Below are 7339 nucleotides of genomic sequence, written 5' to 3' on the forward strand. Positions count from 1 at the left end.
GCAGAGGCACGGCTGGTGGGAAACGAATGTCAAATCCGCTCCACTCGGTCCGGGCGGGCGGGTTGTAACGCCGCAACCCGCGCCGGGTTCCCGCGCCCGGCCGGCATCAGTTCATGCTGTTGGGCAGCCATAGCGAGATCTGCGGAAAGCCGATCAGCAGCGCCATGATCACCGCCTCGCAGGCCAGAAACCAGTAGCAGCCGCGGAAGATGGTCGGAAGCGGGATCTGGTTGTTGAGCGCGCCGGACACGACATAGATGTTGAAGCCGACCGGCGGCGTGAGCAGCCCGATCCCGATGAATTTCACCACCAGCACGCCGAACCAGACGAGATCGAGATCGAGGGCTGCGAACATCGGCACGAAGACCGGGATGGTCAGAAGGATCATGCCGAGCGGATCGAGGAACATCCCGAGCACGATATAGATGCCGGATACCGCGATCACCAGCAGCAGCGGGTCGACCGCCCAGCTTCCGACCAGCTCGGTGAACAGGACGCCGCTGCCGGACAGCGCCAGGAACTTGGTGTAGATCACCGCACCGATACCGATGAAGAACAGCTGCGCGGTGGTGCCGATCGCATCCTTGAAGCTGTCGATGAAGCCGCGCAGCGACAGCTTGCGCTGGGCGACGCCGATGATGATCGCGACCAGAGCACCGGCAGCGCCGGATTCGGTCGGCGACACCACGCCCCAGTAAAGTCCGCCCATCACCGCGACGATCAGGACGAGAATCGGCCAGATCTCCCGCAGCGAGGCCCAGCGCTCCGTCCACTTTTCGTCATTACTCGAAAAATTAACCGGCGGACCGAGCGCCGGATTGAGCCAGCATCGCACCACGATCATGATCATGTAGACGCCCGCCGTCAGCAGGCCGGGCAGGATGCCGGCGAGCAGCAGCTTGGCGATCGAGACTTCCGCGAACACGCCATAGACCACGAACAGGATCGAGGGCGGGATCAGCGCGTCGAGCGTACCTCCGGAGGCGCAGACGCCGGTCGCGAGCGCCTTGTCGTATTTGTTCTTCAGCATTTCCGGTACGGCGAGCCGCGCCATCACCGCCGCCGCCGCGATGCTTGAGCCGGACGCTGCGCCGAAGCCCGCGCAGGCCCAGTTGGTCGCGACCGCCAGTCCCCCGGGCAGGCTTCCGAACCAGGCATAGGCCGCGCGAAACAATGCTGCACCGATGCCGGAATTCGACGCGATGGCTCCCATCAGAAGGAACATCGGGATCGCCGACAGGTCCCAATTTGCCGCGAAGACAAAGGGCGTGTCGCGCAATACGCTGAGTGCCACATTGAAATTGCGCAGATACCACAGGCCGAGAAAGGCGACGCCGCCCATGGCGACGCCGATCGGCACCCGCAGCCCGATCAGGATCAGCATCATGACGATGCTGGTGCCTGCGACCTGCAGCGTGCTCACGCGCCTTCCTCCACGGGATGGGGAGGCTGCGGCTGCGGACCCTTGACGATGTCGTCGATGGTCTTCACGACCAGATACAGCGCCATCAGCGAGGCGGCGACCGGCGGCAGCCATCGGCTTGGCCAGACCGGAATGAACGTCGTCCCGGCCTGCCAGACTTCATGGATGCGGGTCTGTCCGATCGCCTGCGAGCCGGTCTGGTAGATGAAGACGCTGAGATAAAGCAGGACAACGATCTTCACTGCGATGTCGAGCCAGTGAGCGAAGCCCCGCGGCATCAGCCGGGTGAAGATGTCGACCCTGATGTGAGTGTCGTTTTTCGCGAGATAGGCCCAGGGCAGATAGGCCACGATCACCATGTAATAGGCCGACACCACCTCGGTGGTGCCCTCGATCGGCTTGCCGAAAAAATAGCGGCCGGTCACGTCGGCGCTGACATGCAGCATCATCAGAAAGCCGGCAACCAGCGCGACCCAGAGAAACAGCTGGATCGGCCATTCAAGCCACTTGACGAGGCGATCCATGCGGTGATGCCGGGCGGAACGTGATGTCTCTGCAGTCACCCCCGGGAACAGACGTACGAAGGACGGCGTCGCTTCGCTTGCCTATGCCCCGGGGGTTCATCATCATGCGAAGAAGGTGATTGCCGGGCTAGTTCGCCCTGCTCGGCGCATTCGCCCGGCAATGACGACTACATCTTGTTGACGTCGAGCTTGGAGAAGATTTCGCGGTTCAACGCGGCGACGAACTTGTCGATGTCACGTCCGATCTCCGGCGACAGCTTGCGCCACTTCTCGATGTTCTTCTCGTAGGCGTCGATGATCGCGCCGGGGTCCTTCAGGCCGAAGCTCTTGCCGGTTTCGACGTTCTTGGCGCGTTGAACTTTCTGGTATTCGGTGACGACCTTCTCGAAATCGGCGTCGGGCTTGATCACCTGCACGCCCTTGTTCTTGACGACGGAGGACAGCCCGTCTTCGTTGGCGATGAGGAAGTTGCCGATGGCCATCTTGGCGCTGAGCCAAACGGCCTTGTCGAGATGCAGCTTCTTCTGTTCGGGCGTGAGCTTGTTCCAGGCGTCGCGGTTCATGTAGAAGCCGAGCGCCGGGCCGGTCAGACCGAGCGGCATGTCGACCACGTATTTGGCGAAGTCGGCGTAACCGAAGGTGCGCATCCAGTCGGCGATGCCGTGCTGGCAGTCGAGTCCGCCGCGCTGCAGCAGGGTCACGGCCTCGGCGAGCGTCGCACCGACCGGCACTGCGCCCGCCATCTTGAACATCTCCGCATTGCCGCCGGTCGCGCGGATACGCTTGCCCTTCAGATCGGCGAGCGACTTCACCGGCGTCGTGCAGTTGAGCAGATACGCCGATGAGGTCCAGCCGCCGAGCGCGACGGCATTGAGCTTCTTGATCTCATCGAGACATTCAGGGCAGTTGAAATACATGGTCTCGAGCGCGGCGCCCGACGCGGCCACCACGTCGTTATGACCGAGCACCACCGTCGAGTAGATCATGAACATGGCCGGCACGGTGTTCGGCACGTAGGTCGGAATCGCGAGACCGGCCTGGATCAGCCCGTCCTTTACCCCGGTGAAGGTGGTCTTGCCGTCGACGAGCTGGGCACCCGGAACGAGTTTCCATTTCACGGCGCCCTTGGTCGCATCCTCGATTTCCTTGAACATGCCGGGCAATACCTGGTTCTGGTATTCCTTGGCCGGTGTCCAGCTTCCGAAGACGAATTCCTGGCTCGCGACGGGTTGCGCCGCGAGCAGTCCGGCCGCAAGCGCGGTTCCGGCCAACGTCATCGAACGATAGGCGATCATTCATTCCTCCCTGTGATTTGCCGAGCTTGGAGCGTCGGTCTTGATCCGCAGGCTATAGTTTGAGGTCCAACAATTCAATCGCCATCGCGAACAAAGTCTGAGCAAAAGCGGCCGGGGCGCAGGCCCACGCCCCGTCATGCGCCCCTTGCCGGGCAAGGAAACGAAACGCATGGGGCGTGAAGGCATTCACTGCGGCAGCCCGATCGGCCGGCCGACCAGCTTGTAGGTGAAGGTCAACGCTTCGCGCTGGAATTGCCGATCGTCCCGCAATTTCCGGAAGCGCTCGTTGTCGGCGCGCTTTTTCTCCGGATCGGCTTCCTTCAGCCGGCGGATGTTCTCCGCGGCGGTGGGGGCGGTCACCTCTAGGAATACGCGCCGTCGCTCCTGCGCATAGCGGTCGAGCAGATCGGCGCCGGCCGCGCCTTTGATGACTGCCGGCAGGGCATCGCCCAAAAGATCGGCATCGAGCAGGCCGGACGTCAGTCCGAGGCCGCCATAAGGATTGCAGACATGGGCGGCATCGCCCGCGAGCAGAATTCGGCCGGCGCGGAAACGTACCGCACTGCGCTCGTGCACGCGGAATGGAGCGAAGGCCTCCAGTTCGTAGGGCCCGTCGTCGGGCAGGATCGCCCGATAATGATCCGCGATGCGCTCGCGCACGGTTTCTTCCGGCAGATCGGAATCCTCACCATAGGTGATGCGCCACAGACCGTGGCGGTCGATCTTGACGATCACGGCCCAATAGACCGGATCGATCACGAAATTTGCCCGCGCAAAGCCGCGCGCCTCGAAGTCGTAGCGCAGGTTGGTCGAGACCAGCCGTTCCGGATGGGTATAGCCTTCGAACGCCAGGCCAAGCGCGCGCCTCACCGTGCTGCTGCCACCGTCCGCGCCCACCAGCCAATCGCAGCGCAGTTGCTGCGTATCGCCGCCGGTCTCGGTCGTCAGCGTCACGCCGTCGCCATCCTGGGTGACGTCCATGACCCGCGTGGTCCAGCGCACCGCCGTGCCCGGTATGGTCAGGAAATTGCGAAGGATCGCGCTCGCAAGCTCGTGCTGCGGCATGTGCAGGTTATACGGATAGGCCGTGTCTTCCGGTGTCAGAACGGACATATGGGGTGCAGCCAGAATCTCGCCGTCCACGGTCCGGAACTGGTAGTCCTGCTTCAGGATGCCCGCGACCTTCAGTTCTTCCAGCAGACCGAGCCGGTCGAGCATCTCGACGGTCGGCGCGTGATAGACGATCGCGCGCGGCCATTGAACGATGTCCGGTTCGCAATCCAGCACCAGAACCGGAATTCCCGCACGTGCGATTTTCAGCGCGGCGACGAGTCCGACCGGACCCGCGCCAGCGACCACGACGCCGTTGAAACGCTCGCTCATGCGGTCCCCCAGATGTCGCTCGCGGTCTCGACCACAAGCTTCAGTTTGGCAAATTGTTCGTCGATGGTGAGCAGATTGCCTTCGGCGGTCGAGGCGAAGCCGCATTGCGGCGACAGACAGAGCTGTTCGAGCGGGACGAATCTGGCAGCTTCGTCGATGCGGCGCTTCGGGTCGTCCTTGCTTTCCAGCCTGCCGGACTTGGTGGTGACGAGGCCGAGCACCGCCATCTTGCCTTTCGGCAGAAATCGCAGCGGTTCGAAGCCGCCGGACCGCTCATCGTCAAATTCGAGGAAAAAGCCGTCGACATCGAGCTCGCTGAACAGCGCCTCCGCGACATGGTCGTAGCTGCCTTCCGCCATCCAGCCGGACTTGTAGTTGCCGCGGCAGGTATGGGTGCAGATCGCCATGTCGGACGGGCGGTCGGCAATCGAGTCGTTGAACAGCTGAATGTAGCGCAGGTGCTGGGTCTCGGCGCCTTCACCCAGCATGGCGCGGCGCGCCGGATCGTTCAGGAAGGAGAGGGACGTGTCGTCGAGCTGCAGATAGGTGCAGCCGAGAGACGCCAGCCCCGCGATCTGCTGCCGGTAGATCGCAGCCAGATCGTCGTAAAACATTTCCCAGTCCGGATAGACGTTGCGGTCGACACCCCGGCCGGCCGGGTAATGCATCATGGACGGCGAGGGAACGGTGAGCTTCGGCACCGCCGTCGTCGCGACCGATTTCAGGAAGGCGAAATCCTCCGCAAAAATCGTGTCGTCAAGGCGCATGCGCTCATGGACGCGATAGGCCACGAACTCGAAATCGAGCGCACCGGCGGCGCTGCGAAACGGCACCTTGACCGTTTCGGTCAGCTTCTCGATGCCGCCGATCGAATATTTGAAATCCATGAACCAGTCGATCCGGCGGAATTCGCCATCGGTGACGGCCTTCAGCCCGATATCTTCCTGGCGCTTGACCACCTCGCGTATCGCCTCGTCCTCGACGCGCCGCAAATCCTCCGCAGAAATTGCGTCGCGTGCACGAGCCTCGCGCGCCGTCAGGAGAGCAGCGGGACGCAGCAGGCTGCCGACGTGATCGGCGCGAAACGGCGGACGTGTGCGGGATGACATTGCGAGCGTTTCCGTTGGTCTTTTCTTGCTGGTTAGCGCGGCGGCCGGCAGGTGGCAACCAGTGCGTCGACAGGTCGGGTGTGATTGGATTTGCTTTTCCATTCGACTTGATGACAATCGCCGCAACATTCCGCTGGGCGGCAAGCGGGTGAACTCGCGGGGGACCATGGCCACAATCGTTGTTGCACATGGCGCGTGGTCGTCGGCCTGGGCGTGGCAGAAGATGCGGCCGCTGCTGCGCGAGGCCGGGCATGACGTATTCACGCCGAGCTATACCGGGCTCGGCGAGCGCGCCCATCTCGCGTCGCCTGAGGTCGATCTCGATACCCATATCGCCGATGTGCTGGGCGTCCTCCAGTATGAAGATTTGCGCGATGTCGTGCTGATCGGCCACAGCTATGGCGGCATGGTCGCGACCGGCGTTGCCGATCGCGCCGAGGGCCGCGTTGCGAAACTGATCTATCTCGATGCGTTCGCGCCGAAGGATGGACAGAGTTTGTTCCAGCTCGTGGGACCGGAGACCGAGGCCAGGATGCGGGCGGGCGCAGCGGCGGGCGACGGCTGGCGCGTGCCGTCCAATCCGATGCCGCCCGATACACCGCCGGACTATGTGGAATGGGCCGCGTCACGGCGGTTGCCGCAGCCGATGAAATGTTTCGAGCAGCGGCTTTCGCTGTCCGCCCGGCCGCTGCCGGTGCGCAGTTACGTCTATTGCACGCGGATCGCGCCGCAGGATGTGTTCCGGCAGTTCGCGGACCGCGCCAGGGCAGAGGGCTGGCGCCATGCGCAGATGGATGCGAGTCACAATCCGCACATCACCTGCCCGGCAGACTTGCGGGACGTTCTGCGGGGGATGATGGACTGATGGCTATTCCGGGCTCTGGCCTTCGGCCAGTCCCGGAATGACCAAGGGAGGGGATCAGTGGCAAAACTGAAAGACAAGGTCTGCGTGATCACCGGCGGGGCTGGCAGCATCGGGCTTGCGAGCGCGAAACTGTTCGCAGCCGAAGGCGGCAGGGTGATGCTGGTCGACCGCGACCCCTCGCAGCTTGCAAAATCGGTGCGCGGGTTCCCCGTGCCGGACCATGTCGACGCGTTCGCCGCCGATGTTGCCGACAGCCATGCGACGAAAAACTACCTCGAAGCGACGGTGTCGCGCTTCGGCAGGATCGACGTGATCGTTTCCAACGCCGGGATGAGCGGCGCCATTGCGCCGGTGACGGACTATCCTGACGATCTGTTCGACCGGGTGATGGCGGTGAACGTGCGGGCCTCGTTTCTGTCCTGCAAATACGGGCTGCCGCTGATGAATGACGGCGGCTCGATCATCATCACCTCGTCGATCATGGGCGTGCGCTCGGCGCCCGCCATCGTCGGCTATGCCACTTCCAAGCATGCGGTGATCGGCCTGATGAAGGTGGTGGCCAAGGAAGCCGCCGCGCGCCGCATCCGCTGCAACGTGCTGGCGCCCGGTCCGGTGGACAATTCCTTCCAGGGCGATATCGAGGAGCGCATCGGGCAGGCCATCGGCACCGACGCCACCGCCATGATCAACGGCATGATTCCGCTGGGCCGCCATGCGCGCCCGGAAGAGATCGCGGAAAC

7 protein-coding genes are annotated in these 7339 nt (G+C 63.4%); 2 read left to right on the forward strand and 5 right to left on the reverse strand.

Annotated elements, in window-relative coordinates; translation table 11 throughout:
• Nucleotides 1-106 precede the first annotated feature (106 nt).
• The 5 genes from AB7F49_RS25920 to AB7F49_RS25940 form a co-directional block, all read right to left on the reverse strand.
• A complete protein-coding gene (locus AB7F49_RS25920) occupies nucleotides 107-1423 on the reverse strand; it encodes a TRAP transporter large permease (protein WP_428527762.1) in 1317 nt (438 codons plus the stop codon).
• Nucleotides 1420-1947 (reverse strand): TRAP transporter small permease, encoded by a 528-nt coding sequence (locus AB7F49_RS25925; protein WP_428527764.1) that lies wholly within the window; start codon nucleotides 1945-1947, stop codon nucleotides 1420-1422. Before AB7F49_RS25925 ends, AB7F49_RS25920 begins: the two co-directional genes overlap by 4 nt.
• A 167-nt stretch (nucleotides 1948-2114) precedes the next feature.
• Nucleotides 2115-3242: a TRAP transporter substrate-binding protein DctP gene (gene dctP, locus AB7F49_RS25930; RefSeq protein ID WP_428527766.1), complete on the reverse strand. Its 1128-nt coding sequence runs from the start codon at nucleotides 3240-3242 to the stop codon at nucleotides 2115-2117.
• 186 nt (nucleotides 3243-3428) lie between these two features.
• On the reverse strand, nucleotides 3429-4625 hold the full coding sequence (locus AB7F49_RS25935) for an FAD-dependent oxidoreductase (RefSeq protein ID WP_428527768.1): 1197 nt from the start codon (nucleotides 4623-4625) through the stop codon (nucleotides 3429-3431).
• Nucleotides 4622-5734, reverse strand: a complete 1113-nt coding sequence (locus tag AB7F49_RS25940; RefSeq protein WP_428527770.1) for a 5-methyltetrahydropteroyltriglutamate--homocysteine S-methyltransferase — start codon at nucleotides 5732-5734, stop codon at nucleotides 4622-4624. Before AB7F49_RS25940 ends, AB7F49_RS25935 begins: the two co-directional genes overlap by 4 nt.
• A gap of 166 nt (nucleotides 5735-5900) precedes the next feature.
• Here AB7F49_RS25940 and AB7F49_RS25945 point away from each other — a divergent pair, with 166 nt between their 5' ends.
• Together AB7F49_RS25945 and AB7F49_RS25950 are read left to right on the forward strand one after the other, a co-directional pair.
• Complete coding sequence (locus AB7F49_RS25945) at nucleotides 5901-6599, forward strand: alpha/beta fold hydrolase (RefSeq protein ID WP_428527772.1); 699 nt, start codon at nucleotides 5901-5903, stop codon at nucleotides 6597-6599.
• Nucleotides 6600-6656: 57 nt separating this feature from the next.
• Nucleotides 6657-7339, forward strand: a 683-nt coding sequence (locus AB7F49_RS25950; protein WP_428527774.1) for an SDR family NAD(P)-dependent oxidoreductase, incomplete at its 3' end; no start/stop codon positions are given.

Origin of the sequence: Pseudorhodoplanes sp., from assembly GCF_050250235.1 — a bacterium.
Taxonomy (GTDB): Bacteria; Pseudomonadota; Alphaproteobacteria; order Rhizobiales; family Xanthobacteraceae; genus Pseudorhodoplanes.

Excerpts from the sequence above, each read along its gene's own strand:
- AB7F49_RS25925 (WP_428527764.1), bottom strand. The coding sequence starts at position 1,947 with ATGGATCGCCTCGTCAAGTGGCTTGAATGGCCGATCCAGCTGTTTCTC.
- dctP (WP_428527766.1), bottom strand. The coding sequence starts at position 3,242 with ATGATCGCCTATCGTTCGATGACGTTGGCCGGAACCGCGCTTGCGGCC.
- AB7F49_RS25935 (WP_428527768.1), bottom strand. The coding sequence starts at position 4,625 with ATGAGCGAGCGTTTCAACGGCGTCGTGGTCGCTGGCGCGGGTCCGGTC.
- AB7F49_RS25940 (WP_428527770.1), bottom strand. The coding sequence starts at position 5,734 with ATGTCATCCCGCACACGTCCGCCGTTTCGCGCCGATCACGTCGGCAGC.
- AB7F49_RS25945 (WP_428527772.1), top strand. The coding sequence starts at position 5,901 with ATGGCCACAATCGTTGTTGCACATGGCGCGTGGTCGTCGGCCTGGGCG.